This window comes from Furfurilactobacillus entadae (genome assembly GCF_045862745.1).
Taxonomy (GTDB): domain Bacteria; phylum Bacillota; class Bacilli; order Lactobacillales; family Lactobacillaceae; genus Furfurilactobacillus; species Furfurilactobacillus entadae.
This window is the reverse complement of the sequence record NZ_BQXN01000003.1, coordinates 18,531-44,637: the sequence shown is the minus strand read 5'-3', so window position 1 is coordinate 44,637 and position 26,107 is coordinate 18,531. Positions and strand designations below refer to the sequence as shown.

24 protein-coding genes and 1 pseudogene are annotated in these 26,107 nt (G+C 47.1%); 24 read left to right on the top strand and 1 reads right to left on the bottom strand.

What is annotated here, in order from left to right; all coding sequences use genetic code 11:
- Positions 1-2 precede the first annotated feature (2 nt).
- From ACKTR5_RS02095 to holA, 17 genes and pseudogenes are all read left to right on the top strand, one after another.
- Positions 3-980, top strand: a complete 978-nt coding sequence (locus ACKTR5_RS02095; protein ID WP_407878783.1) for an alpha-ketoacid dehydrogenase subunit beta — start codon at positions 3-5, stop codon at positions 978-980.
- A gap of 74 nt (positions 981-1,054) precedes the next feature.
- Positions 1,055-2,365: a 2-oxo acid dehydrogenase subunit E2 gene (locus tag ACKTR5_RS02090; RefSeq protein WP_407878782.1), complete on the top strand. Its 1,311-nt coding sequence runs from the start codon at positions 1,055-1,057 to the stop codon at positions 2,363-2,365.
- A gap of 7 nt (positions 2,366-2,372) precedes the next feature.
- Entirely contained in the window at positions 2,373-3,800 is a 1,428-nt protein-coding gene (gene lpdA, locus ACKTR5_RS02085) for a dihydrolipoyl dehydrogenase (RefSeq protein WP_407878781.1), read from the top strand.
- Between the two features lie 227 nt (positions 3,801-4,027).
- A complete protein-coding gene (locus ACKTR5_RS02080; protein ID WP_407878780.1) occupies positions 4,028-4,963 on the top strand; it encodes a lactate/malate family dehydrogenase in 936 nt (311 codons plus the stop codon).
- Position 4,964: 1 nt separating this feature from the next.
- The gene (locus tag ACKTR5_RS02075; RefSeq protein ID WP_407878779.1) at positions 4,965-5,249 is read left to right on the top strand and encodes a UPF0223 family protein; all 285 of its coding nucleotides are present in this window, start codon (positions 4,965-4,967) and stop codon (positions 5,247-5,249) included.
- 21 nt (positions 5,250-5,270) lie between these two features.
- Complete coding sequence (locus tag ACKTR5_RS02070) at positions 5,271-6,050, top strand: inositol monophosphatase family protein (protein ID WP_407878778.1); 780 nt, start codon at positions 5,271-5,273, stop codon at positions 6,048-6,050.
- 108 nt (positions 6,051-6,158) lie between these two features.
- The gene (typA, locus tag ACKTR5_RS02065) at positions 6,159-8,003 is read left to right on the top strand and encodes a translational GTPase TypA (RefSeq protein WP_407878776.1); all 1,845 of its coding nucleotides are present in this window, start codon (positions 6,159-6,161) and stop codon (positions 8,001-8,003) included.
- Between the two features lie 149 nt (positions 8,004-8,152).
- On the top strand, positions 8,153-9,322 hold the full coding sequence (locus ACKTR5_RS02060) for an FtsW/RodA/SpoVE family cell cycle protein (protein ID WP_407878774.1): 1,170 nt from the start codon (positions 8,153-8,155) through the stop codon (positions 9,320-9,322).
- Between the two features lie 18 nt (positions 9,323-9,340).
- A complete protein-coding gene (locus ACKTR5_RS02055) occupies positions 9,341-9,997 on the top strand; it encodes a YlbG family protein (protein WP_407878772.1) in 657 nt (218 codons plus the stop codon).
- Complete coding sequence (rsmD, locus tag ACKTR5_RS02050; RefSeq protein ID WP_407878770.1) at positions 9,994-10,566, top strand: 16S rRNA (guanine(966)-N(2))-methyltransferase RsmD; 573 nt, start codon at positions 9,994-9,996, stop codon at positions 10,564-10,566. Before ACKTR5_RS02055 ends, rsmD begins: the two co-directional genes overlap by 4 nt.
- Positions 10,563-11,048, top strand: a complete 486-nt coding sequence (gene coaD, locus ACKTR5_RS02045) for a pantetheine-phosphate adenylyltransferase (RefSeq protein ID WP_407878768.1) — start codon at positions 10,563-10,565, stop codon at positions 11,046-11,048. Before rsmD ends, coaD begins: the two co-directional genes overlap by 4 nt.
- Positions 11,049-11,075: 27 nt before the next feature.
- Positions 11,076-12,116 carry a SepM family pheromone-processing serine protease gene (locus tag ACKTR5_RS02040; protein WP_407878767.1) on the top strand — a complete coding sequence of 347 codons (1,041 nt, stop codon included), beginning with the start codon at positions 11,076-11,078 and terminating at the stop codon, positions 12,114-12,116.
- Positions 12,117-12,242: 126 nt separating this feature from the next.
- Positions 12,243-12,953: a helix-hairpin-helix domain-containing protein gene (locus ACKTR5_RS02035; RefSeq protein ID WP_407878765.1), complete on the top strand. Its 711-nt coding sequence runs from the start codon at positions 12,243-12,245 to the stop codon at positions 12,951-12,953.
- A gap of 49 nt (positions 12,954-13,002) precedes the next feature.
- Positions 13,003-13,512, top strand: coding sequence for a ComE operon protein 2 (locus ACKTR5_RS02030; protein ID WP_407878764.1), 510 nt, complete (start codon positions 13,003-13,005; stop codon positions 13,510-13,512).
- Positions 13,512-14,833, top strand: a pseudogene (locus ACKTR5_RS02025) (ComEC/Rec2 family competence protein); the annotation flags it as partial. The gene ACKTR5_RS02030 and the pseudogene ACKTR5_RS02025, both read left to right, overlap by 1 nt.
- Before the next feature lie 129 nt (positions 14,834-14,962).
- Complete coding sequence (locus tag ACKTR5_RS02020) at positions 14,963-15,817, top strand: ComEC/Rec2 family competence protein (protein ID WP_407878945.1); 855 nt, start codon at positions 14,963-14,965, stop codon at positions 15,815-15,817.
- A 29-nt stretch (positions 15,818-15,846) separates the two neighbouring features.
- On the top strand, positions 15,847-16,872 hold the full coding sequence (gene holA / locus ACKTR5_RS02015) for a DNA polymerase III subunit delta (protein ID WP_407878762.1): 1,026 nt from the start codon (positions 15,847-15,849) through the stop codon (positions 16,870-16,872).
- Positions 16,873-17,026: 154 nt separating this feature from the next.
- Here the strand turns inward: holA and rpsT are convergent, their stop codons facing one another.
- The gene (rpsT, locus tag ACKTR5_RS02010) at positions 17,027-17,281 is read right to left on the bottom strand and encodes a 30S ribosomal protein S20 (RefSeq protein WP_407878760.1); all 255 of its coding nucleotides are present in this window, start codon (positions 17,279-17,281) and stop codon (positions 17,027-17,029) included.
- 276 nt (positions 17,282-17,557) lie between these two features.
- Between rpsT and rpsO the strand changes: the two genes are divergently transcribed.
- The 7 genes from rpsO to yihA all read left to right on the top strand — a co-directional run bounded on the left by rpsO (position 17,558) and on the right by yihA (position 26,104).
- Positions 17,558-17,827 carry a 30S ribosomal protein S15 gene (gene rpsO, locus ACKTR5_RS02005; protein ID WP_407878759.1) on the top strand — a complete coding sequence of 90 codons (270 nt, stop codon included), beginning with the start codon at positions 17,558-17,560 and terminating at the stop codon, positions 17,825-17,827.
- 326 nt (positions 17,828-18,153) lie between these two features.
- Positions 18,154-19,878, top strand: coding sequence for a ribonuclease J (locus ACKTR5_RS02000; RefSeq protein ID WP_407878757.1), 1,725 nt, complete (start codon positions 18,154-18,156; stop codon positions 19,876-19,878).
- Between the two features lie 6 nt (positions 19,879-19,884).
- Complete coding sequence (locus ACKTR5_RS01995; RefSeq protein WP_407878755.1) at positions 19,885-20,814, top strand: outer membrane protein assembly factor BamD; 930 nt, start codon at positions 19,885-19,887, stop codon at positions 20,812-20,814.
- A 221-nt stretch (positions 20,815-21,035) separates the two neighbouring features.
- The gene (gene tuf / locus ACKTR5_RS01990) at positions 21,036-22,226 is read left to right on the top strand and encodes an elongation factor Tu (RefSeq protein ID WP_407878944.1); all 1,191 of its coding nucleotides are present in this window, start codon (positions 21,036-21,038) and stop codon (positions 22,224-22,226) included.
- A gap of 223 nt (positions 22,227-22,449) precedes the next feature.
- Entirely contained in the window at positions 22,450-23,778 is a 1,329-nt protein-coding gene (tig, locus tag ACKTR5_RS01985; RefSeq protein ID WP_407878753.1) for a trigger factor, read from the top strand.
- Between the two features lie 235 nt (positions 23,779-24,013).
- Positions 24,014-25,279 (top strand): ATP-dependent Clp protease ATP-binding subunit ClpX, encoded by a 1,266-nt coding sequence (gene clpX / locus ACKTR5_RS01980; RefSeq protein ID WP_407878751.1) that lies wholly within the window; start codon positions 24,014-24,016, stop codon positions 25,277-25,279.
- Between the two features lie 225 nt (positions 25,280-25,504).
- A complete protein-coding gene (yihA, locus tag ACKTR5_RS01975; protein ID WP_407878749.1) occupies positions 25,505-26,104 on the top strand; it encodes a ribosome biogenesis GTP-binding protein YihA/YsxC in 600 nt (199 codons plus the stop codon).
- Positions 26,105-26,107: the final 3 nt, after the last annotated feature.

The following is a 26,107-nucleotide window of genomic DNA, read 5'->3' as shown; positions in this document are numbered from 1 at the left end:
TCATGGCTACGAAAACTTATATTCAAGCGATTACTGACGGACTTGATCAAGTCCTAAGCGACGATGACAAGACGTTAATCTTCGGTGAAGATGTCGGGAAAAATGGTGGTGTGTTCCGGACAACCCAGGGCTTACAGGACAAGTATGGTGAAGACCGGGTCTTCGATACACCATTAGCTGAATCTGGAATTTTAGGATTAGCAATGGGATTAGCTGCAACTGGCTGGCGCCCACTCCCTGAAATCCAATTCATGGGCTTTACGTTTGAAGCAATCGACTCCATCGCCGGTCAAATGGCCCGGACACGATTCCGCTTTGGTAACACAAAGAACATGCCAATCACCATTCGGACACCATTTGGTGGTGGGACGCATACCGCTGAAATGCATTCCGATAACTTGGAAAACTTCTTTACTGGTGTACCAGGATTACGGGTTGTAACACCATCTAATCCTTATGATGCCAAGGGCTTGATTATTTCCGCAGTTGAAAATAACGACCCTGTATTGTTCATGGAAAACTTGAAACTGTACCGGTCCATGAAGGCTGATGTGCCAGATGGTAAGTACACGGTTCCGTTGGATAAGGCTAAAATTGTGCGTGAAGGAACGGATGTTACCGTTGTTGCGTACAGTGCTGAAGTGAACGAAGCACTGAAGGTTGCTGATAAGTTAGCTGAGGAAAAGATTTCTGTTGAAGTTATCGACTTAGTTTCACTGTCACCAATCGACACAGAAACGATCTTTAAGTCTGTTGACAAGACACACCACGTTGTTGTTGTTCAAGAAGCACAACGCATGGCAGGGGTCGGCGCAACCGTTGTGTCTGACATTGCTGAGAATGCCATCATGTCATTGGACGCTCCAATTGGCCGGGTTGCCGCACCAGACAGCGTTTATCCATTTGCACTGGCTGAAGACGACTGGATTCCAGACGCTGCCGAAATTGAAACTAAGGTTCGCGAAGTGCTTACGTACTAATCTGGTCCTGATCATGATCGTTTAAACGATCAAACAGGCATTGACCTGTTAATTCGATGAAAGGAAGATTTTCCATGTCCTATAAATTCAAACTACCAGAACTTGGTGAAGGGATGGCCGAAGGTGAAATTGCCGCTTGGGATGTTAAAGAAGGCGACAAGGTTGCTGAAGACGAAACCTTAGTGGAAATCCAAAACGATAAGTCTGTTTCTGAATTACCATCACCTGTTTCTGGAACCGTCAAAAAAATCTTTATGCAAGCAGGAGAAACAGCCAAGATTGGTGATGTCCTGGTCGAAATTGATGATGGCTCTGCTGATACTGGTGATGACACACCGGCTGAAGCACCAGCTGCACCAGCAGAAACGCCAGCGCCAGCTGCACCTGTTGCAGAAGCACCGGCAGCACCTGCTGCACCAACCAGTGCCAACCCAGTTTTGAGCGATCCAAACAAACTTGTTTTGGCAATGCCATCAGTTCGGCAATATGCTCGTGACAACAACGTGGACATTACCTTGGTCGCTGCATCTGGTAAGCATGGTCAGGTCTTGAAGACTGACGTTGACGCTGCGAAGAATGGTGGCGTTGCACCAGCTGCTGCGCCAGCAACACCAGCCGTACCAGTGCCTGCGAGTGACACGGCTGCTGCACCAATTAAGCCATACGTTTCTGCAACGCCTGACCTTGAAACGCGTGAACCAATGTCAATGACGCGGAAAGCCATTGCTAAGGCCATGGTAACGTCTAAGCACACTGCACCACACGTTACGTCATTTGATGATGTTGATGTAACGGCTTTGATGGCAAACCGGAAGAAGTACAAGGCTGCTGCCGCAGACCGCGACATTCATTTGACCTTCCTGCCATACATTGCCAAAGCCTTAGTTGCCGTTTTGAAGGACTTCCCAACGCTGAACGCATCCATTGATGACAGCACGCAGGAAATTGTTTACAAACACTACTACAACATCGGGATTGCAACTGATACAGATCACGGTTTGTATGTACCAAACGTTAAGAATGCGGATTCTAAAGGCATGTTTGCGATTGCCAAGGAAATTACGGACAATACGCAAAAGGCCCAAGAAAACAAGCTGTCCGCTGACGAAATGAGTGGTGGTTCCATCACCATCAGTAACGTTGGGTCAATCGGTGGTGGTTGGTTTACACCAGTCATCAACTACCCAGAAGTTGCCATTTTGGGTGTTGGTAAGATCGCGAAGGAACCAATTGTCAACGAAGATGGCGAAATCGTTATCGGAAACATGTTAAAGCTGTCCTTGAGTTACGATCACCGTTTGATCGATGGTGCAACTGCTCAACGTGCGCTGAATGAGTTGAAGCAATTATTGCACGACCCAGACATGCTGTTAATGGAGGGATGATTGAATAATGGCTGATGTAGAACAAAAGGAAACAGTAATCATTGGTGCTGGCCCTGGTGGGTATGTTGCTGCCATTCGTGCAGCAGAATTGGGTCAACAAGTTACGGTGATCGAACAGTCTGAAACGCTTGGTGGTGTCTGTTTAAACGTCGGCTGTGTGCCATCAAAAGCTTTAATTCAAGCTGGTCACCGTTTGCAAGAAGCTAAGGGTGCTGAAACGTACGGGATCACAAGTACGGGTGCCAAAATCGACTTCGCTAAAACGCAAGAATGGAAACAAACTAAAGTGGTTGACCGCATGACGAGTGGGGTTGCCATGTTGCTGAAAAAGCACAAGGTTGAAGTGATCCGTGGGGAAGCAACACTTGATAGTGATACCCAATTACGGGTCATCGCACCAGGTCCAAAGCAATTCATGAGCCGTGACACTGGCCGGACGATTGCGTTTAAAGACTTGATCATCGCGTCTGGTTCACGTCCTGTTGAAATTCCTAACTTTAAATTTGAAGGTCGTGTTGTGGATTCAACTGGTGGGTTAAACCTGCCAGAAATCCCTAAGGAATTGGTTGTTATTGGTGGTGGTTACGTGGGGACTGAATTAGCTGGTGCTTACGCCAACTTGGGCGCCCATGTCACCATCCTTGAAGGAACACCATCCATCCTGCCTAACTTTGAAAAAGACATGGTTGCCGTTGTTCTGAAGAACTTGAAGGTGAAGAACGTTGATGTTGTGACGAATGCCATGGCGAAGAAGTCAGAACAAGACGACGGTTCCGTTACAGTAACGTATGAAGTGGACGGCGCTGCAAAGACGTTAAAGGCGGATTACTGCATGGTCACGGTTGGCCGGAAACCAAACACGGATAACCTTGGGTTAGAATTTACGGACGTTAAGCTCGACAAACGTGGTTTTGTTGACGTTGACGATCAGGGCCGGACAGCCTCACCACACATTTATGCGATCGGTGATATTGTCAATAACGGACCAGCGTTGGCACATAAGGCCTTCTTTAACGCAAAAGTGGCCGTTGGTGCCATTGCCGGCCAACATACTGCCAATGATTACGTAAGCGTCCCAGCCGTTTGTTTTGCTGATCCAGAGTTAGCCTCTGTTGGGTACACCCAAGCAGAAGCGAAGGAAGCCGGCTTAAATGTTGCAACGGCGAAATTCCCATTTGCTGGGAATGCGCGGGCCGTTTCTATGGATGAAGCAGATGGGTTTGTTCGCTTAGTGACAACCAAGGATGATAACACCATCGTTGGTGCCCAAGTGGTTGGCCCAGACGCCAGTGATTTAATTGCTGAATTAAGTTTAGCCGTTAACTCACACATGAACGCTGAGGATGTGGCGTTGACCATTCATCCACACCCAACGTTGAGTGAACCAATTGCAGAAGCTGCTGATATTGCGATCGGTTTCCCAACTCACGTTTAAAAAATGACGCTCAAAAAGATGTCGGTAACGGCATCTTTTTTTGTGGCCGCGAGTCGTTTTGAGTCAACAATAAGTGACAAAATTGGCGTGAATAACGTGGTTTAATGGCGGGATCACTTGCTATTCGGGGCGGCTTGGGTAAAATTACTTATAACTGATTGCACCTTAATCTGGGGGTACGCGATGTGAATTCGCGGGCTTGAATAAGTCAAATAAGGGATGGTTTTATGAAACCTAAAATAGTGGTGTACGGAACGGGATCGTTTAATGAAACACTGGTCACGTCGTTGCTGATGCTAAACGAAGCAATGACGGTTGCTGTAATGGACTCGGCGGATGCAACAACGGCGCAACAGTTGGAGGCAGCCCGGGTTGCTGGTGCCAGCAGTATGAACGTTGATTTAACAACGGGAACCGCAACGGATTTAGTAACGGCAGATGCAATCGTTATCGGGGATGTTGTTGCACTGGCACCAGAAGCATCGCGTGATGAGACGCTGGCAGCCAGTTTGCCGGTGATTCGTGAATTGATGCGTGAAGCGATGGCGCAGGGCTTTACGGGAAAAATCGTGGTTGCTGGGCAATATGATGGCTTATTAACGTACTTTGCACAGCGCTTTTCCGGGATTAGCGCCGCTAACTGTATTGGGATCGGCACGTTGGCCCATTCCCACATTTTAACAACGACGTTAGCCAAAGCGTTTAACGTTAACTTAACGGCGTTACACGCCTATGTTATTGGAATCGCCAGTCAGCACGTGGTTGCCTGGAGTCGGTCAACCGTTGGCCCAGTTCCGGTGCTTTCATTAATGGCAAACGAGGACATCAATTTTGATGCTGCCCAACTAGGGGACATTGAGCAACGGTTAAACGAAGCCGTCATTTCCAGTAACGATGTGGTTCGGGCACAAGCGGTGATTCGGGTGATCCAAGGACTATTCTTGGAACGGCCACTTGTTGGGACACTGACGAACTTACTAACCACAATGGATGGACAGACCTTACCGTTGAGCACGCCGGTTCGGTTGAATGCGGCCGGCGTGTCAAAATTGGTTGATGTGACGTATTCAGATGTGGAGCAACGCGAACTTGACGACATTAGTGATGTCGTTCGTGAAGCAACACATAACATTGAAACTGGTGGGCTAGGACAGGAGGCGTAACGTGAAGACAAATGAAAATATTGATTTCCCCATTGACCCAGCGTGGTCAACGGATGAAATCGTGACGGTGACAAAGCTGTATGAGCTCGTTCTGGAAGCAAACGAAGGCGGCGTTGACCGTGAGCAGTTATTAGCGGCGTACAATGCGTTTCGGACGGTGATCCCTGCTAAAGGGGAGCAACGTCAGCTCGACCGACAGTTGAGTCAACAAACGGGCATCAGCATTTATCAAACGATGAAACAAGCGGCTGATAGTCATGCACGGCGGTTAGTCATTCAGCAGTAAACAGGTAAGGGGCGATGAATCGTGGAACAGTCAGAATTTTCTCAATGGGATGAACCGGTTAGTGGCTGGATTAAAGAAGCACGTGAAAATATTTTAAGGCATTTTGATCAGCGGCTTGACGTTGAGGAAAAATCCGGCCGTCGTGACCTTGTAACGCAGGTCGATAAAGAAAACGAACGCCAATTTGTTGAACACATTCGTTCGGCTGATCCAACGGCCCAAATTCTTGGTGAAGAAGGGTTGGGTGATGACGTTACCGATCTTTCTGGCCGGGTGTGGATCATTGACCCGCTGGATGGCACCATGAACTTTATTAAAGAACGCACAGACTTTGCCATCATGTTATCGTTGTATGTTGATGGTGTGGGCCAGGCGGCTTGGCTTTGTGATGTTACGGGGGACCGGTTGTTTCATGGTGGTAAAAACGTTGGTGTGTGGGTGAATGACGAGCGTTTGTCGGCACCAGAAAATCTTCCCTTGACCGAGGGACTGGCTGGATTATCAGGACCACTGGTTCAACACGATGTGAACCACATGCAAGAAATTGCCGAAACAAGTTTAGGGATGCGCATGATTGGCAGCGCTGGAATTGCCTTTACCCGGGTCCTTTTGGGCCAACACGTTTGCTACATTTCGTACCTCCGACCATGGGATTTTGCGACGGGGCGAGTTCTGGCCGAAGAGTTAGGCTTAGTTGTGTCGACAGTTGACGGCCAAACGCCGGCTGTGCTATCATATGGCGTTGTATTAGTAGCTACGAAGCAGGCGCAACAAATGATTGTTGCAATGCAAACGGCGTGATGTCGGACTGTGACATACGAGGTCACAGTTTTTTTGCGGCCTTGCGGGGCCGGTAGAGGCAGCTGCGTTTAATAAATTAATGATTTAAAAATGAAGGGAAGTTACACTTTGAAAACTAGAGACGATATTCGTAACATTGCCATCATTGCCCACGTCGACCACGGTAAGACGACGCTGGTTAATGAAATGCTGAAGCAATCAGATACACTGGATTCACATACTGAAATTGCTGATCGGGCCATGGATACGAACGCCATTGAACAAGAACGTGGGATCACGATCTTGTCAAAGAACACGGCGGTTAAGTACGGCGACAAGCAAATCAACATTTTGGACACCCCAGGACACGCGGACTTCGGTGGTGAAGTTGAGCGGGTTATGAAGATGGTTGACGGTGTGCTGTTGATTGTCGATGCCTACGAAGGAACGATGCCACAAACACGGTTCGTGCTGAAGAAGGCTTTGGAACAACACTTAACACCAATCGTTGTCATCAACAAGGTTGACCGTGAAGGTTCACGGCCTGCTGAAGTCGTGGACGAAGTGCTTGATTTGTTCATCGAATTAGGTGCTGATGAAGAACAACTGGAATTCCCAGTGTTATATGCATCAGCCATGAACGGGACGTCATCATACAGTGACGACTTGGCTTCACAAGAACACACGATGCAACCAATATTCGACACCATCTTGAAGACCATTCCAGCACCAATTGACAACGAAGACGAACCATTACAATTCCAAGTTGCCTTGCTGGACTACAACGACTTCGTTGGTCGGATCGGGATCGGCCGGATTTTCCGTGGGAAGATCAAGGTTGGTGACAGTGTTACCGTTATGAAGCTTGATGGAACAACGCAAAACTTCCGTGTTACGAAGTTATACGGGTTCATTGGGTTGCAACGGGTTGAAGTTAACGAAGCCAAAGCTGGTGACTTGATTGCCGTTTCAGGGATGGAAGAAATCAACGTCGGGGAAACTGTGACACCACAAGATCACCAAGAAGCATTGCCAGTTCTTCGGATCGACGAACCAACGCTGCAAATGTTATTCCGGACAAATGATTCACCATTGGCCGGCCAAGAAGGTAAGTTCGTAACGACGCGTCAACTTGAAACACGGTTGAAGCAAGAACTTCATACTGATGTTTCATTGCGTGTTGATGACACGGATGAACCAGATGCATGGATGGTTTCAGGTCGTGGGGAATTGCATTTGTCAATTCTGATCGAAACATTGCGTCGTGAAGGGTATGAATTACAAGCTTCACGTCCAGAAGTTATCTACCGTGAAATTGATGGCACAATGGAAGAACCATTTGAAGCCGTTCAAATTGACACACCAGAAGAATATGTTGGTTCAATCATCGATACGCTTTCACAACGTAAGGGTGAAATGAAGAACATGGAAAACACTGGTAACGGTCAAACACGGTTGGAATTCTTGGCCCCTTCACGTGGGCTGATTGGTTACTCCACTGAATTCTTATCAATGACGCGTGGTTACGGAATTATGAACCACACCTTTGAAAAGTACATGCCAGTAATCAAGAACTGGAACCCTGGTCGTCGGAACGGAACCTTAGTTTCAATTAACCAAGGGAAAGCCACAACTTATGCCATGATGGGTGTTGAAGATCGTGGACAGTTGTTCATCGACCCAGGTACCACTGTGTACGAAGGGATGATCGTTGGTCAAAACAGTCGTGAAAACGACATTTCGGTTAACGTTACCAAGGGTAAGAACATGACTAACGTGCGTTCTTCTAACAAGGATATGACTGCTTCAATCAAGACGCCAACACACTTGACGCTTGAAGAATCACTCGAATTCTTGAACGAAGACGAATACTGTGAAATCACACCAGAAAACGTTCGTTTGCGGAAACAAATTTTGGAAACAAACGCGCGTGAAAAGGCTGCTAAGCGTCGTAAGGCTGCTGCCCGCGACTAATTAACGGCTAAAAACCATTCGGTAAGTTCGCTTACTGAATGGTTTTTTTGTTGGTTTATTAAGAAATGTTGCGAGCTTAACACCGAGGCCACTGGTCGGGCTGGGCATATGCTATAATGTGAACAGAATTTTTTTGTGAGGAAAATGGTGTGAAAAAACTAAAGCTCGTTGATTACTACATTTTTATTCCCTACATTGTCCTGAGCCTTATTGGGATCGTCATGGTTTATTCAGCCAGCACTAACGTCGCTCTTACCACTGGGACAACCCCCAGTATGTATCTGATTAAGCAAGCAGCGTACGTTGTTATTGGCCTTGGGCTTGCCATTTTCTTTGATTTAATGCGCTTGTCCGTTTTACGGCGAATGCGACTGGTTGGATGGGCGACCATTATTATGGCCTTACTACTAGTTGCTGTGCTTGTGATTGGGTCACGAGTTAACGGGGCGAAGGGCTGGATTAATTTTGGGCCGGTGAACATTCAGCCGGAAGAATTTTTGAAGTTGTACATCATTTTGTTTTTAGCCCACTACATGGATTCGCATAAGCAGGGGCTTGAACAGCACTACTGGCGAACGATGCGCAGTCCACTAATTATGTTTGCCATTATGACCGGATTGATTTTAATTCAACCGGATACCGGTGGGTTTGCGATTGACTGGTTTATTATTTTGATCGTCATTATGGCCAGTGGAAACAAACATAATGTGCCAATGGAAATCGTGATGGGCTTTTTTGCCCTGTACATCGCGATGCTCAGTGCGTTGTCACACATTGATGTGAACAGTTCGCTGTGGACGAAACATTATCAGCTGCAACGGTTTGTTGCTTTTGTTGACCCGTTCGGGACCATCAAAACGGTGGGCCGACAGCTGGTCAACTCGTATTATGCCATTAGTAATGGTGGGTTGTTAGGTAAGGGACTGGGAAACAGTATTCAGAAAATGGGGTACTTACCAGAACCAAATACGGACTTTATTTTAGCGGTTACAAGTGAAGAACTCGGTGCCCTGGCGGTACTCGGAATTCTCTTTTTGCTTGGCATGATTGCCTACCGCGCCGTTCGTTTAGGAAACCGGGCAGAAACCATGTACGAAAGTTTAGTGTGTTACGGAATCGCTGCGTTGATCACCATCCAATCACTGTTTAACGTTGGTGGCGTTGTTGGCGCGTTGCCAATTACTGGGGTGACGCTCCCATTTGTTAGTTATGGTGGTTCATCAATGCTGATGTTATCCATGTGTATGGGGATTTTGATGAACATTTCGGCCCGGCAAAAACGGCTACGACTAAGTGACCACCAACGTGATGATCAATAAAATCAAGGGGGTTTTCCAGTGAGCGAACAACAAGAAACAACGGCAAAAAAGCCCGTAGTAAAGCGACCACGGCGGCACCGGTCTCATCGACCACGGTCGAAAGAAGCAACGCCAGAAACTAACCGCGAAGTGACAACACAAAAACCAACTAACAGTCGGCGACCGCGGCGTCGGCATAAGAAACCGACGGGCGACCGTGATGTCGCGAGTCAACCGGTTGCCTCACAGGCGGCTGATAATCAAGCCGCCACATCACAACCAGCAAAGACACAAGCGGTTAGTGCAGCGGCACCCGTGGCGCAACCGGAAACAGTTGTGCGGGCTGAGTTAGCAAATGCCTTTGTTGATCATGAACCAACGGCATTGACGCTCCAACCACGGCAGGCGCTAAGTGTCTATGTCCGTAATCTGCGCCAAGTCCGGCAGCTTCGTCGTTTTGGTGACATTGACTACGTTTCGAAAAAGCTGCATTATGCTGTGATCTACATGGACGCAGATCAGATCGAACAAAATCGGCAAGCCATTAATAAGTTGTCGTTTGTGCGGCGGGTCATGGTGAGTGAACGACCGGTGATTGATCCGTTTGTTGGTCACGGGGTTAACGCCAATTTTGTGACCCATACAGAAAATGATGGAGCGGCCGATGCTGATGATCAGACGGAGGCGGACTCATGAGAATTGTTGCAGGAGACTTCGGTGGCCGACCGTTGAGTGCGGTGCCGGGGACACTGACCCGGCCAACAACAGATAAGGTCAAGGAAGCTATGTTTAGCATGATCGGCCCATATTTTGATGGGGGCCGGGCACTTGATTTGTTTGCTGGTTCCGGTGGATTAGCGATTGAAGCTGTTTCTCGGGGAATTGATGAAGCAGTTTTGGTAGATCGCCAATATCAGGCCGTTAAAACGATTCGTGAGAACATTGCGGTAACCAAGGCGCCGGAACGCTTTACGGTGATCAAGGGCGATTCTGAGGCTGTTTTGGGCCGGCTAGCAAGTGATGGTCAGCCCTTTGACTTAATCTTGCTGGATCCGCCGTATGCAAAGCAGAAGATCATTGCTAACCTCACGTTTATGGCCGAACACGGGTTACTAAACGATGGGGCAACGGTGATTGCTGAAACGGATCAGAACGCTGGTCTTCCAGAGCAGTTTGCTGGGTTTACACAAACCCACCATAAGGATTACGGGATTACGGATGTGATGGTTTACGAATTCCACACAGAAACGGAGGCCCCCGCATGAGTGAACGAATTGCAATTTTTCCTGGTAGCTTTGACCCGCTAACAAACGGTCATTTAGACATCATTCAGCGGAGTAGTCAGCTGTTTGATCAGGTGATCGTGGCGGTGGCGACCAATACGGGAAAACGACCGTTGTTTGACTTAGCGGAGAAGCAAGCAATGATTGCCGATGTTACCGCTGATTTAGCAAACGTTCAGGTGAAGGCAATCGACGGGTTAACCATTGAATTTGCCCACGCACAACACGCGCAGTTTCTGATTCGCGGGCTTCGAAATGAGCAGGACTTCAATTTTGAACGGGACATTGCCAACATGAACAGCACGTTGGCCCGGGACGTTGAATCGGTGTTTTTGCTTGCTAAACCAGAGAATGCCCAGATTTCTTCAAGTATTTTAAAAGAAATCGCCCATTTTGGTGGGGACGTGTCCGCATTTGTTCCACCAGTAGTGTTAGCACGACTTCAACAAAAAAATAAGCAATAAACAATGGATGTTAATCGAGGTAATTGAATGAAGAAGCGACGTTTTGGCTGGTGGCTGGGTGGTGCCATCACAATTCTTGTCTTATTAGGATTACGATTTGTCCCACTTAATACGTACATCGAAACACCGGGGACTGCGGATAACCTACAGAACTTTGTGGATATGCCAACACGACCGGATAAACGAGCGGGTAAATTCATGATTACCTCTGTCTATTTGCAACGGGCAACGCCGTTAAGCTGGTTGTGGGCGCATGCTGACCCGCACGCAAGCATTGAAGACGCAGCGGATGTCACGGGTGGCCAAAGCGGTGCAACCTATGACAAGGTGCAGTCCTTTTACATGCAGAGTGCCATTAACGAAGCAATTGCAACGGCCTATAAGACGGCTGGGGCTTCGTACACCAAAAAATATTTAGGGATTTATGTATTGGATGTGGCGAAGTCTTCGCACTTTAAGAAGCAAATTAGTGTGGGCGATACGGTGACAAAGGTTGATGGCGTGCACTATGATTCTGCCAGCGGCTACCAAAAGGCCCTGGCTAACCGGAAACCAACGGACAAGGTGACCGTGACCTACGTGCATAATGGCAAAACAAAGACGGCACGGGAGCAACTCATTAAGTTGCCTGGTGGTCGTTCAGGCATTGGGATCACCCTGACTGATAACGTCAAGGTCACTACTAAGGTTCCAGTAGAAGTGAATCCGGGTGAAATTGGTGGCCCTTCTGGTGGACTGATGTTTAGTCTTCAGATTTACCAACAACTGACTAATGAAAACTTACGGCATGGTCGAAAAATTGCTGGAACGGGGACTATCGGTGCCGATGGTTCTGTTGGTGAAATTGGCGGGATCGATAAAAAAATCGTGGCCGCTCATAATGCCGGCGCAACGGTGTTCTTCGCGCCGTACGTTAAGCCAACAAAAGCGCTGCTGAAGTACGAACCGGATCACATGACGAACTATCAGTTAGCAAAGAAGACGGCGAAAAAGTATGCCCCTGGGATGAAAGTGGTTCCGGTGAGTTCCTTTAAAGACGCTGTTCATTACTTACAAACACACCACTAATCAGTGATAAGCTAAGGACAAAACGCATGGTCGCAGGCCGTGCGTTTTTTATTGTTTTAAAAAAACAAAGTGCGTTTATTTCCGTATGTCGGTGTATGGGACTGAAAGATGGAAGGAGCGGACAAGATGATGGATTGGCAAGGGGCACTTAAAACAGCTTGGCGTGACTACCGGTGGTGGTTACTGGGTGGCTTAACAACACTCATTGTTGTTGGAATCGTTGGAACGATAATGACGGTTAAAATGGGGGCGGTGACGCAGCCGGCGTTAACGGCGACGGCTGCGTCACGGCCAAAGGCAACGTCAATGCACCAAGCAGTAAATGAGTCTTCTCACCGCTCACCTCAACCAGCAGCGACAACCGTTGCGGTTGAGGTGAAGGGCGCGGTGAATCATCCGGGAGTCATTCATTTAGCGGCGCAACAACGGATCGTTGATGTGATTGCACAGGCAGGGGGCTTTCGCCACGACGCGGACATCAATCGGGTGAACCAAGCGCAACGTGTTGCGGATCAGCTGGTTATCTATGTCCCAATGCAGGGTGAAACGGTGCCGACGGATTTAGCAACCGCGGCGAATGAGACGGCGAACGCGGGAACAACCAGTACGGTGCCAATGCAGGAATCCGGTAATGGTGGTGCGGCGCCGCTGAATTTGAATCGTGCAACGAAGGATCAACTGACGGGGTTAACCGGTGTGGGTGAGAAAAAGGCTCAGAAAATTATTGATTATCGAACAGCACACGGTGAGTTTAAAACACTGGACGACCTGACGAAGGTGCCAGGGTTTGGGGCAAAGACGGTTCAAACGTTAAAACCACATTTGTGCTTGTCGTAAACTACAGAATGGCTTAGGCTTAATGCAACCAAAAGAGGAGGCTAACGAAATGACAGCAACAAAGCGGGTTCCATGGGATCAGTATTTCATGATGCAGGCGGTGCTATTAGCAAGTCGAAGCACCTGTCAGCGCCTTTCCGTTGGCGCGGTCTTAGTGCGTGATAAACGGGTCATTGTGGGTGGCTATAATGGATCGGTGTCCGGTGATGATCATTGTGTGGATGTGGGGGATTATTTAGTTGACGGTCACTGTCTACGAACCATTCACGCTGAAATGAATGCGGTCTTGCAGTGCGCCAAGTTTGGGATCGCAACGGCTGGGGCAGAAATTTACGTGACGGATTTTCCGTGTCTACAGTGCACCAAGATGCTGCTTCAGGCTGGCATTACAAAAATTAACTACTTACGGAACTACCATAATGATCCGTACGCAATGCACCTGGTGGCTTTAAAACAAATTGAAGTGACTCAGGTTCGATTACCTGAGGACGGCCTGACTGATTTTCATGTCAGTGATTTCTTGCAATCCGATGCCACAAAAGCACCAACTGAACAATAGTGCGGCGGCCACCGCTGATTTTCTTAGCCATTCTATTGGGGTTATTGAGTGGCCTTGTTTTTCTCCATTCGTGGTGGTGCTTTGCCGGGTGCGTGTATTTATGCGTTCGGTGCTGTTTCTTGGGGCATCCAGGTAAACAAGTCATTTGGCTTTTTATCGTGGGAAGTTTCGGGACAGGGTGGTTTGTGTGGTGCAACCATCACTACCATGCACAACAGTGGTGTACTGAACAGGTTCGTCAGGTACAAGTCCGTGTTCAGCCGGATAGTGTTCAGGTAAGCGGTGACCAGTTGAAAGCACTTGGCAGAACGGCCACTGGCCACGTTATTCAACTTTTTGGTCGGTTATCGTCAGCGGGACAGGCGCAAAAAATGACCCGGTTACGACGACCGACTGTGTGGACAGTCACTGGGACCAATCAACTCGTTGCCGGTCCGCGGAACAAAAATCAGTTTGACGGGCGGCAATGGCTGCAAAGCAAAGGAGTGCATGACCAGCTTCGGATCACAAAATGGACCGTCAATGATGATAATCACGGTTCACCGTGGCAGTGGCTCAGTGATCGGCCCCATATTTTGCGGGCACAACTGCTCCAACGGTTTGAACGGTTACCACTAACATTGAGAATGGATGCGGATAATTTACTGTTGGGGGCCACTGCACAATCATTTTACGAGGTACAACCAGGAATCAAAGAACTTGGATTGGTTCACCTCTTTAGTATTTCAGGAATGCACGTGGTGTACTTACTCGGACTGTGCCGGCTATTACTTACCTTAGCTGGTGTGACGCGGGAAACAACAAACCTTATTTTAGCGGCCTTATTGCCCGGCTACGTGGTGGTCGCGGGCGGTGCCAGCACATTAGTTCGGGCGGTACTAATTGGTGAATTGAGCGTCTTGATGCCCTTTGTGCAACAGCGGTGGCCAAACAGCTCAGTGAGTGGGTTGACGGCATGGTCGTGGTCGTTAATTGGTGGGTTATTATTCCAACCACTAGTCTTGACGACGCTCGGTGGCCAATTGAGCTATCTGCTCGCGTTTATCTTGCTTTATGTTCGGGCACAAAAAGATGGTGGCAGACGTGGCTCATGAACTTAGCAAGTTTACCGCTATTACTGCACAGTCTTTTTCAAATTCACGTCCTGAGTACACCGGCTAACTTCTTATTGATTCCGGTCTTTAGCTACGTTGTTTTTCCGCTAGTGTTGATTGGTGTTGGGGTGGGCACGTGGTGGCCACTAATTGCGCAAGGATGTAACACTGGACTAACGTGGTTTGGTGCATTAACAAACTGGCTAGGGAGTCTGCCAGGACTATTGACGATCGGTCGATGGCCAACAATCCTGACCTGGCTATGCTTACTACTAACACTGATACTGGTTGACCAAACAACGTGGCGGGGGCGGCGCCGATATTTACGGTTATTATGTTGTTGCTACGGGTTAGGAATGGTTGCATTGCACTATCCGCTGGATGGCGAAGTGAGTTTTCTTGATATCGGGCAGGGCGATAGCGTTTTAGTTCGGACGCCGTTTAATCGGCACGTATCACTCATTGATACCGGCGGGCACCTGACATTTCGAAAGCCTCAGTGGGCCCAAAGTGAAACCGGTTCTGCGACGGTGACACGGGTGACGGTTAATTACCTTCACAGTCGGGGGATTACCACGATTGATGACGTTAATTGTAGTCATCAAGATGCAGACCATATCGGCGATGTTGGCGTGCTGTTACAACAAATGCGGGTCAAACGGCTAACAATTCCGGCCGGCATGCGCATGTCGCGTGGCTTTCAAACAAAAATTGCCCCGTATCTCGGTCGAACGACAGTGCTTGAACTGACGGCAGGGCAACACATTCCGAATTTTCCGTTTACCGTGTATCATCCCTTTCATGCAGGGACTGGTGAAAATGCAGATTCGGTGGTTTTAGGAACGATCCAACAAGGAACCCGCTTTCTGTTTATGGGCGACCTGGATCGCGCTGGTGAACGTCAGGTGATCGAACAGTACCCAACCCTTCAAACGGATGTCCTTAAAGTGGGGCATCATGGTAGCGATACCGCAAGCGATCCTGAATTTATTACCCATGTGCGGCCAAAGTTCGGTATAATTTCTGCAGGACGAAAAAATCGGTATGGTCATCCCAAAGCACAAACGCTAATGACACTCGCCAATCATCATGTTACAGCGGTTAGTACGGCAGATGTTGGTATGATCAGTTATACATATTTATGGTGGGAACGGGTGGGTCACTGGCAAACAATGCTACCAGTGACGACACCACAGGCAGGATCGCCGTAAGCAAATTAGGTAAGGAGTGGTGAAAATAGATGGATGTTCAGGCATTAAAAAAGGCGTTACTAAACGGCGATAAGCAACCACTGTATCTTGTGTTAGGAACGGAAAATTACTTACTAAACGAAGTTCGGGATGCGTTTAAGGCGGTGATTCCGGCTGAGCAAGCTGAAATGAACGTCGGCAGTTATGATATGGAGCAAACCCCAGTTGCGGTTGCATTAGATGATGCGATGTCGATGCCGTTTTTCGGTGATCACCGGCTGGTACTGATCGATAAGCCCGGTTTTTTAACCGGCGAAACAAGCCGGAGCAAGGTGGATCATGATTTAGATGCGTTACTACATTACATTCAACATCCAGAGCCAACGACTATTTTTGTAATAATGGCCCCGTATGAAAAACTGGACGGGCGTAAAAAAATCGTGAAAGTTTTGAAAAAAGCTGCCGTTACGATCGAAACGGCTCCGCTCACGGAACAAGCGGCCCGCCAAGCAGTGATTGATCAGGCGGCAACAGATCAATACCAATTGGCGGATGACGCGCTCAACTTACTGGTTCAGCGAACGAATGCGGATTTATCGTTAATGATGAGTAACTTGACCAAGCTGGAGCTCTTTGCGGTTCAAAGTAAGGTGATCGACCGTGAAGCAGTAAGCGGGTTGGTTCCCCAATCATTGGCAGACAATGTTTTTGACCTTGTGACGGCGGTGTTGAAGCGCCAGGTTTCAACAGCGGTCATGCTGTATCATGATTTGCTGGCAACGGGGGAGGAACCATTACGTATCAATGCCGTTCTCGTGAGTCAATTCCGGCTACTCTTGCAGGTAAAGGTGTTAGCTAGTCGGGGACTCAGTCAGGGAACGTTAGCGGGCCAACTAAAGGTGCATCCGTACCGGGTCAAGTTGGCAATGCAAAGCAACCATCAATTTTCTCAGCGTGATCTCAGTCGGGCGTTTCTTGGGTTAATTAACATCGAGACCCAGTTGAAGCAAAGCCGGCAGGATCCAGAGCTACTGTTTAATCTGTTTATGCTGAAATTTACAAATCAGGCAGCGTAAAAAGACAAATACCAAAAAAAGCGACTGTTTGCCCAGAAAAGTTTGGGTGAACAGTCGCTTTTTTTTTTGTGCATGTGGTTCAAAGCGGAACTTAACACACGCTTTTTAACAAAAGAAAAACGTCATTTCCAAAGAAATGACGTTGCTTGAATGCTTATTTAGCTAAACGAGCAGCAAGACGTGACTTGTCACGTGAGGCCTTGTTCTTCTTGATCAAACCCTTTGAGTAGGCGTGGTCGATCGCTGCACTAGCTGAACGGTACAAGTCTTCAAGGTTGTCTGCACCTGCAGTAACGGCCTTTTCAAACTTTTTAACTGCAGTCCGTTCTTCGCTCAATTGAGCAACACGACGTGCATTAGCGATTTCGTTAGTCTTCACACGCGCAATGGCTGATTTAGTAACTGGCATTAATTTCACCTCCGAAGCGTCTGACCCATGTCAAACAAATTTCAACAGTCATCATTATACAAGAGGGCGCGAAGCTTTGCAATAATTAAATCAAGACGCGTCAAGGAAATTTACTTGACCCCCAATTGGTTATAAAAGGACCGTTTTGTCTTGCAATTGCGATATCAGTTGGCTAAACTAGGACAAGTGCTAATGCACGACCCTTACTTAGTCGCTTGCCACCACTTGGCGACGACTCGGTATGTGGTGACAAAAATCGAAAGGTGGATATTATCCATGGCTATTACACAAGCAGAAAAGAACCAAATTATGACAGAATACGCTCGTCACGAAGGTGACACGGGTTCTGCTGAAGTTCAAATCGCAGTTTTGACTGCTGACATCAACCAATTGAACGCGCACTTGCAAGTGCACACTCACGACTACCACTCACAACGTGGTTTGTTGAAGAAGATTGGTCACCGTCGTAACTTACTGCGTTACCTGCGTGACACGGATATTGAACGTTACCGGACGTTGATCCAAAAGTTAGGTCTTCGTCGGTAATCACAGATCGACCGAAGTGTGTGAAGAAGGACGGTTCCCGTTTGGGAGCCGTCCTTTTTGCGTTTCCTTAGCAGGGGCGTGGCGCTGTGATTGGTTTTTACCGGTGAGTATGCTAAGCTAACACTAATTGATTATCCAGACAAAATTTTCAAAGTGATCACCAATGTTTTGTGGAGTTGCCGCTCCGTTAGACACGTCCAACTGTTCAATAGCGACGTGAGGCTGTTTACGTACTGTAAATCCCGGATTAACCAGCGTTTACACTATAGATAAACCGAAGAAACATGGCGAGATCACTTTGTCCATACTATTATGAGGTGAACAACGTGAGTGATCAAATTAGAATTATGCCGTTTGGTGGTGTTCGCGAAAACGGTAAAAACATGTACGCATTGGAAGTTAATGAGGATATTTTTATCCTCGATTGTGGGCTAAAGTACCCAGAAAATGAATTGTTAGGGATCGATGTCGTTATTCCTGACTGGACATACTTGCGTGAACACGCAGACCAGATTGTGGGGGTCTTTTTAACCCATGGTCATGCGGATGCCATTGGCGCATTACCATACTTTGTCAGTGAGTTTAACGTGCCCGTTTTTGGGTCCAAGTTAACCATTGAACTGGCTAAGCTAAACGTTGAAAACGATCCTCAGTCGAAGAAGTTTACTGATTTCCACATTGTGGATGCTGATACAGAAATCGACTTTGGACTAGAAACCGTGTCCTTTTTCAAGACAACCCATAGCATTCCTGAATCATTAGGGATCGTTGTGAAAACGCCGCTGGGACAAGTGGTTTACACAGGGGACTTTAAGTTCGATCAAACGGCTGCACCGTATTACCAAACAGATCTTGCGCGATTGGGTGAAATTGGGAAAAACGGTGTTGTGGCGTTATTAAGTGACTCAGCTGGTGCCGAGATTTACGGGCAGGCGGCCACAGAAAACGCCATTGAAACTTTAGTTCATGATAAGTTTGCAGGCCATCATGGCCGCATCATCGTGGCGAGTGTTGCCTCAAACATTTTACGGATTCAACAGATTTTTGACGCAGCCGCAGCGACAGAACGCAAGGTTGTGTTGATGGGCCATGATTTGGAAAAAATTGTTCGGACGGCCATGCGACTCGGTCGGCTAGAATTACCAACGCCAGATCTGTTGGTTAACCCAAAGAACATGGATAGCCTTGCACCAGAACAAACCGTCATTTTGGAGACGGGGCGGATGGGTGAACCAATCAAGGCGTTGCAGCGGATGGCAACTGGTGAAGATCGTCAAGTGAAGATTGGCGAAGGCGATTTTGTCTTCATTACAACGACCCCATCACATGCGATGGAAACGACGATGGCAAAGACACGGGACCTCATTTTCCGGACGGGTGCGCACGTTGAGGCCATTTCTGACAATTTACCATCTTCAGGTCACGGGACCCCAGCCGATTTGCAGTTAATGTTGAACTTTATGCACCCTGAATACTTAGTTCCCATTCAGGGGGAATACCGGGTCTTAAACCGGCACGCTAAATTAGCCATGGAAACAGGGATTCCTGCTGACCACATTTTCTTAACGCAGCGGGGCGACTCACTGGTTTACGATGGTGAAACGCCAATGCACCTTGCAGAAAGTGTTGAAGTCGGAAATACCATGATTGACGGTATCGGTGTGGGTGACATCGGAAACATTGTGCTCCGTGACCGGAAAATTCTTTCGGAAGACGGGATTTTTATCGCGGTTGTGACCATTGATCGGAAGAAAAAACGGATCGTAGCGCAGCCAAAGATCACGTCACGTGGCTTTGTTTACGTGAAGGCCAACCGCGACCTGATGCATGAAGCAAGCGAATTAGTGACAAAGGCCGTTCAAAACAACTTGGATAACAAGGAATTTGATTGGGGCCACTTGAAGCAAGATGTTCGCGAACAGCTTGGTCGTTATCTATTTGACCAAACGAAGCGCCATCCAGTGATTTTACCGGTCATCATGGAAGTTAATCAGCACGCCCACCATGGCCGCGCAAAACGAGGCACAAAGAAGTCAACTGAACAGGAGTAACAGCAAATGTCGGAAGACGCATTGACCAGTCGCCAACGTGAAATTGTCGCCAACGCTAAACAAGCGTTTAATGACGAAGATTACGCGCAGGCGGCTTCTTTGTTAGAAAAATTATATGAAGAAGTGCAGTTGCCTGAGGTGAACCACTTGCTGGTTCAGGCACTGTACATGCACGAAGAATATTCACGAGCGCGGATGTATGCCGGAGAATTTTTAAATAGTTATTTAGGGACCGCGGCCGATTGGCGATTTTTGCTAACGCTGTTGCTTCGTGTGCACGACTTTATTTTGGCGCATGAGGTTACAGCAGGGATTCATGAACCAACGTTAAGGATCGAAAGTGAAACCTTGATCGAAGGGGCTGAACAAGCGGCCCGGACCGAAACGGCGGCCACAATAAAGACAGTCGCTAAACACTTCTATCACATGAGCGATGATTCAGTCTTAGAACAACAACACCGGTTTCAAGCGGCGATGAAATTACCGTTAGCGGAGTTCGAAACGGGGGCAAAGTTTTTACTCCTTGATCCGTACCTGCACCCGTTATATCGTGCCAGCATTTTAGAAGTGCTCCAGCGCGTTCAACTTGATGAGCCAGTTTCTTATCGCTGGCTTGATGAAAAAACGCATGAAGTGGTGCCAGCGCAGCTAACACCGCTGGACGATGACGCCATCTATCAGCAAGTCCAAAAAAAGTTGCAGGATCGATTGGTTGATGAAGATCCTGTTGCTGAAACATTATTAACGCAAGAGGTCCGGTTACAGTTAACGCTTGTTTATCCACGCCTAAACGACGTTGTCACAGATCCTGATGAGTGGGTCACAGGTTTAATTGAAATTTATCGTGGCGATGATCAAACGGTCAGTGAAAGTGTTTCAAACTGGCAACGACGCCTGGAACAATTGACCGCTGAACTTGTTGCTAATGATGATTAAATCCCGTTACTTATGTCGATTTCATTAAGCTGATGCAAAATTTTCGGGGTTATGTGTTTACAAACAAACGAGCAGTATATATAATACTTAAGGATTCTTGGGCTGAAACAGTGAAAAATCAATGTTTTTCACTTTGTTATCAACTAGGGATGTAGTATACTATTTTATAAAGATTTGTCAGGGCGCACCTGACATTCTTCTATCACACACTGGAGGTTTTCATTTTGGCTAAAGAACATTATGAAAGAACTAAGCCCCACGTCAACATTGGTACTATCGGCCACGTTGACCATGGGAAGACTACTTTAACTGCTGCTATTACTAAGGTATTGGCAGCCAAGGGTTTGGCTAAGGAACAAGATTATTCTTCAATCGATGCTGCCCCTGAAGAACGTGAACGTGGAATTACGATCAACACTGCCCACGTTGAATACGAAACTGAAAAGCGTCATTATGCTCATATCGACGCCCCAGGACACGCGGACTACGTTAAGAACATGATCACTGGTGCTGCTCAGATGGACGGTGCAATCTTGGTTGTTGCCGCTACTGATGGTCCAATGCCACAAACACGTGAACACATTCTGTTAGCTCGCCAAGTTGGTGTTAACTACATCGTTGTGTTCTTGAACAAGACTGACTTAGTTGACGATGACGAATTGGTTGACCTGGTTGAAATGGAAGTTCGGGAATTACTTTCTGAATACGATTTCCCTGGTGACGATATTCCAGTTCTGCGCGGTTCAGCTTTGAAGGCTCTTGAAGGCGACGAAGAACAAGAAAAGGTTATCTTGCACTTGATGGACGTTGTTGATGAATACATCCCAACACCAGACCGTGACACTGACAAGCCTTTCTTGATGCCTGTTGAAGACGTATTTACGATCACTGGTCGTGGTACTGTTGCTTCAGGTCGTATCGACCGTGGGACTGTTAAGGTTGGGGACGAAGTTTCAATCGTTGGTTTGAAGGAAGACATCCAAAAGACAACGGTTACTGGTCTTGAAATGTTCCGTAAGACACTTGACTTAGGTGAAGCCGGTGACAACATCGGTGCCTTGCTTCGTGGGATTGACCGCGACCAAGTTGTCCGTGGACAAGTTCTTGCTGCACCTGGTTCAATCCAGACGCACAAGAAGTTCAAGGGTGAAGTCTACATCTTATCAAAGGACGAAGGTGGTCGTCATACACCATTCTTCTCAAACTACCGTCCACAATTCTACTTCCACACCACTGATATCACTGGTGTTATTGAATTGCCTGATGGCGTAGAAATGGTTATGCCTGGTGATAACGTAACGTTCACTGTTGAACTGATCGAACCAGCTGCCATTGAAAAGGGTACTAAGTTCACTGTTCGTGAAGGTGGACACACTGTTGGTGCCGGTGTTGTTTCAGAAATCGACGACTAATTTTAGCCTTGGCTAAATTAGTGGTTGCCTGAGATAGCAATCACGAGTGCTTGGCCATTTTGGTCAAGCACTTTTTATTTACCAAAAGTAAATCAATCCGGGCAGGTGGAAGACTTTTTCCCCGTGTTTATTTACTTTCGGACAGGCATACGTTAAACTGTTAAACGTATGCAATTTAACAGAAGTGCGTGAACAGCGTGACTTCAACTGGAGGAATTTTTAAATGGTCGCTAAAGCAGAATTTGCTAAAAAAGAAGGCAACCAAGGCGAATTGACATTCTCAATCGCTAACGAAACGATCCAACAAGGTATGGATCAAGCCTTCACTAACACTCGGAAACAACTGAACATCCCTGGTTTCCGTAAGGGCAAGGTTCCCCGTGCTATCTTTAACCAGATGTACGGTGAGGAATCATTGTATAACGATGCGTTGAACATCGTGTTACCAGAAGCCTACTCAAAGGCCGTTGAAGAAGCTGGCATTACACCAGTTGATCAACCACAAATCGACGTTAAGAGCATGGAAAAGGGCTCTGACTGGGTTTTGAAGGCCGTTGTAACGCTTGCCCCAGAAATCAAGTTGGGCGACTACAAGGGTGTTTCAGTTCCTAAGCAATCAACAACAGTTACAGCAAAGCAAGTTACTGAAGAACTTGAAAAGATGCGTGAACAACAAGCTGAATTGGTTCTTAAAGAAGACAAGGCTGCTGAAAACGGTGACACAGTTGTTATCGATTTTGATGGTTCTGTTGACGGTAACCACTTTGATGGTGGTAAGGCTGATAACTACAGTTTGGAATTGGGTTCTAACTCCTTTATTCCTGGTTTTGAAGATCAGTTGGTTGGTCACAAGGCGGATGAAGACGTTCAAGTTAACGTTACGTTCCCTAAGGACTACCAAGCTAGTGATTTAGCTGGTAAGGAAGCCATCTTTGATGTTAAGATCCACGAAGTAAAGACTAAGGAACTGCCTGAAATGGACGATGAATTCGCCAAGGACGTTGACGAAGATGTTGACAGTCTTGAAGAATTACAAGCCAAGACAAAAGACCGTTTGAAGGAAGAAAAGAAGACGGCTGCTCATGATGCTGTTGAAGACGCTGCGATTAACGCTGCTGTTGACAACGCTGAAGTCGTTGGTGGTGACATTCCTGCAGCCATGGTTGATGAAGACATTCACCGTCAGATGGACCAATACTTGGCTCAAATGGCTCAACAAGGGATCAACCCTGAAACGTACTACCAGATCACTGGGACGACGGAAGACGACTTACACAAGCAATTTGCTCCTGACGCAGAACGTCGCGTTAAGACAAACCTTGTTCTGGAAGCCATCGTTGATGCTGAAAACTTGGCTGCAACGGATGAAGACGTTGATGCTGAAGTTAAAAACTTGGCTGGTCAATACAACATGGAAGAATCAGCTGTTCGTTCAGCTTTGACTGACGACATGTTGAAGCATGACATCGCCATCAAGAAGGCCGTTGACCTGATTGCTGACAATGCTAAGCAAGAAGCAAAGAAATCAACTAAAAAGAGTGACGAAAAGTAGTCACATTTTTTAATTAACGGTTTGAAAAATGAGTGACCAGCGATGGTGGCTCATTTTTTATCGGTCAAGTTTTGACCCAAGCATAATTGCGCGGTGCGTGTTACAATAGCCTCCGGAATTAATTGAGGCGGGACTAAGCAAGTCATTAGGGCTTTATTTAGAAACCTGCTATGATATTCGTAGTCTAAATCCTCGCCGCGCGAGGATCAATTGAGTAAAGAGAGTGAGGGTGCTAATGATAGATGAGACAGATCCAAATGGCCCTGTAACCTGTTCTTTTTGTGGAAAGTCACAAGATCAGGTGAAGAAGATTGTGGCGGGCCCTGGCGTATACATTTGTAATGAATGTATCGACCTCTGTAAAGAAATCATTGATGAAGAATTTGCTGAAGATACGGCTAGTCAAGTCCTAGATGTACCAACACCAGCGGAAATCGTTAAGACGTTGGACCAGTACGTCATTGGTCAAAGTGAAGCAAAACGGACGCTGTCAGTGGCCGTTTATAACCACTACAAACGAATCAACGACTTATCGGCCACAACTGACGATGACAACGATGCTGAATTGCAAAAGAGTAATATCAGCATCATTGGCCCAACTGGTTCTGGGAAGACATACTTGGCCCAGAGTTTAGCAAAGATCTTGAATGTTCCATTCGCAATCGCCGATGCAACCACGTTGACTGAAGCTGGTTACGTTGGTGAAGACGTTGAAAACATTTTATTGAAGCTGTTACAAAACGCCGATTACGATGTTGAACGTGCTGAACACGGAATTGTGTACATTGATGAAATCGATAAGATTGCTAAGAAGAGCGAAAACGTGTCAATTACGCGTGACGTGTCTGGTGAAGGGGTCCAACAAGCGCTGCTGAAGATCCTCGAAGGAACGATTGCGAATGTGCCACCGCAGGGCGGTCGGAAACATCCACAGCAAGAGTTCATTCAGATTGATACAACCAATGTGCTGTTTATCGTTGGTGGTGCGTTTGATGGCATTGAAACCATCGTTAAGAACCGGATGGGTGAAAAGACCATTGGTTTTGGTACAGATTCTGTCAATCAACCAAACGTTGCTGAAATGACCGATAAGGACATCATGCAACACGTGATTCCAGAAGACCTCTTAGAATTTGGGTTAATCCCTGAATTTATCGGCCGGTTACCAATTTTAACCGCGTTGGAAAAGTTGGACGAATCCGATCTTGTTCGGATTTTAACCGAACCAAAGAATGCACTGGTTAAACAGTACACGAAGCTGATTGGGTTGGATGATGTGAAACTTGACTTCACGCGGCCTGCGTTACGTGAAATGGCGAAAAAAGCGATTGCCAGAGATACTGGTGCTCGTGGATTACGGTCCATCATGGAAGAAGTCATGCGTGATATCATGTTTGATTTGCCAAGCCGTGATGATGTTGAAAAGGTTGTTATTACTAAGGAGACGGTTACGTCAAACGCCGAACCTGAGTTAATTTTAAAAACTGAAAAAGCATCATAAACGGATCGAGCATTAATGAATTCAAAAAACGGCCACGGAATTTGTGGCCGTTTTTTTGTGGCTGGATCTGTTTGAAAAATTGCGACATGGCGCATAACGGGTGATCATGATGATGCTTATGTTGAGGGAATCTTGTGATGATTAGAAAAATGTTAGTGAAGTGAACCGCTAATTTAGTGGCGGCTATGCTATGATAGAAGCATTGAAATCGAGGAGGTTGTCGGCATGGAAGTGCATGAGGTTAAATTAACCATTAGTGCCGTGGCACCAAAGCAGTATCCAGATGGGGATCTGCCGGAAATTGCGTTGGCAGGACGGTCAAACGTGGGGAAGTCATCCCTGATCAACACGCTGATTAACCGAAAGGCGTATGCACGCACATCAAGTCAGCCAGGGAAGACACAAACACTTAATTTTTATAAAGTGGAAAATCAACTGTTCTTCGTGGATGTTCCTGGTTATGGGTTTGCGAAGGTGTCAAAAAAGGCGCGGGAAGAGTTTGGTCAAATGATCGAAACCTATTTGACCTCCCGGCCTCAGCTACGCGGTGTCGTTCAATTGATTGATGCACGCCATGAGCCATCAGATGATGACATCAGCATGCACGAATGGTTGGCCTATTACGACATCCCGTTGCTGGTTGTCGCAACGAAGTCTGATAAAATTGCGCGCGGAAAATGGAATCAAGCGGAGAGCCGGATCCGCAAGGGCCTTAACATGGCACCGGATGAACCATACATTCAGTTTTCTTCTGAAACCAAACAGGGGAAGGACGCTGTTTGGCAATGGTTAGAACAGCAGTCGGGGTTGAATGAAGGGAAGTAGGAA

Excerpts from the sequence above, each read along its gene's own strand:
- ACKTR5_RS02095 (WP_407878783.1), top strand. The coding sequence starts at position 3 with ATGGCTACGAAAACTTATATTCAAGCGATTACTGACGGACTTGATCAA.
- ACKTR5_RS02090 (WP_407878782.1), top strand. The coding sequence starts at position 1,055 with ATGTCCTATAAATTCAAACTACCAGAACTTGGTGAAGGGATGGCCGAA.
- lpdA (WP_407878781.1), top strand. The coding sequence starts at position 2,373 with ATGGCTGATGTAGAACAAAAGGAAACAGTAATCATTGGTGCTGGCCCT.
- ACKTR5_RS02080 (WP_407878780.1), top strand. The coding sequence starts at position 4,028 with ATGAAACCTAAAATAGTGGTGTACGGAACGGGATCGTTTAATGAAACA.
- rsmD (WP_407878770.1), top strand. The coding sequence starts at position 9,994 with ATGAGAATTGTTGCAGGAGACTTCGGTGGCCGACCGTTGAGTGCGGTG.
- coaD (WP_407878768.1), top strand. The coding sequence starts at position 10,563 with ATGAGTGAACGAATTGCAATTTTTCCTGGTAGCTTTGACCCGCTAACA.
- ACKTR5_RS02040 (WP_407878767.1), top strand. The coding sequence starts at position 11,076 with ATGAAGAAGCGACGTTTTGGCTGGTGGCTGGGTGGTGCCATCACAATT.
- ACKTR5_RS02035 (WP_407878765.1), top strand. The coding sequence starts at position 12,243 with ATGATGGATTGGCAAGGGGCACTTAAAACAGCTTGGCGTGACTACCGG.
- ACKTR5_RS02030 (WP_407878764.1), top strand. The coding sequence starts at position 13,003 with ATGACAGCAACAAAGCGGGTTCCATGGGATCAGTATTTCATGATGCAG.
- ACKTR5_RS02020 (WP_407878945.1), top strand. The coding sequence starts at position 14,963 with ATGGTTGCATTGCACTATCCGCTGGATGGCGAAGTGAGTTTTCTTGAT.
- holA (WP_407878762.1), top strand. The coding sequence starts at position 15,847 with ATGGATGTTCAGGCATTAAAAAAGGCGTTACTAAACGGCGATAAGCAA.
- rpsT (WP_407878760.1), bottom strand. The coding sequence starts at position 17,281 with ATGCCAGTTACTAAATCAGCCATTGCGCGTGTGAAGACTAACGAAATC.
- rpsO (WP_407878759.1), top strand. The coding sequence starts at position 17,558 with ATGGCTATTACACAAGCAGAAAAGAACCAAATTATGACAGAATACGCT.
- ACKTR5_RS01995 (WP_407878755.1), top strand. The coding sequence starts at position 19,885 with ATGTCGGAAGACGCATTGACCAGTCGCCAACGTGAAATTGTCGCCAAC.
- tig (WP_407878753.1), top strand. The coding sequence starts at position 22,450 with ATGGTCGCTAAAGCAGAATTTGCTAAAAAAGAAGGCAACCAAGGCGAA.
- clpX (WP_407878751.1), top strand. The coding sequence starts at position 24,014 with ATGATAGATGAGACAGATCCAAATGGCCCTGTAACCTGTTCTTTTTGT.
- yihA (WP_407878749.1), top strand. The coding sequence starts at position 25,505 with ATGGAAGTGCATGAGGTTAAATTAACCATTAGTGCCGTGGCACCAAAG.